Annotated in this window: 1 protein-coding gene; it reads left to right on the top strand. The window is 57.6% G+C overall.

Annotation, left to right across the window (positions count from 1 at the left end; translation table 11 throughout):
- Positions 1–13: 13 nt before the first annotated feature.
- Positions 14–236 (top strand): hypothetical protein (locus AC0L3B_RS40345; RefSeq protein WP_473383666.1); only part of this gene is annotated, 223 nt, incomplete at its 3' end.

The following is a 236-nucleotide window of genomic DNA, read 5'->3' as shown; positions in this document are numbered from 1 at the left end:
GTATCCCGTAACCATGACCTATTTTGCTACCGCTACGCCCTATGCGATGGTGAGTTGTCTGTCGCTGGCGATGATCCATATTCTGCTCGCTGCAAACGCACGACGGATCGCCTATGCGGTTGCCGGCGTTATTCTTTGGGCGTTGTTGTTCGCTCGGCCCGACATGCTGCCGTTTGCCATGATCCCGACCGGCTGGAGCCTCCTGATCGAACCCAGGCGCAAGCTGCAGTGCTTCA

Source organism: Bradyrhizobium sp. Kon56, assembly GCF_055807635.1.
The sequence above is the reverse complement of the archived record's forward strand: the minus strand, read 5'-3'. Positions and strand labels throughout refer to the sequence as shown.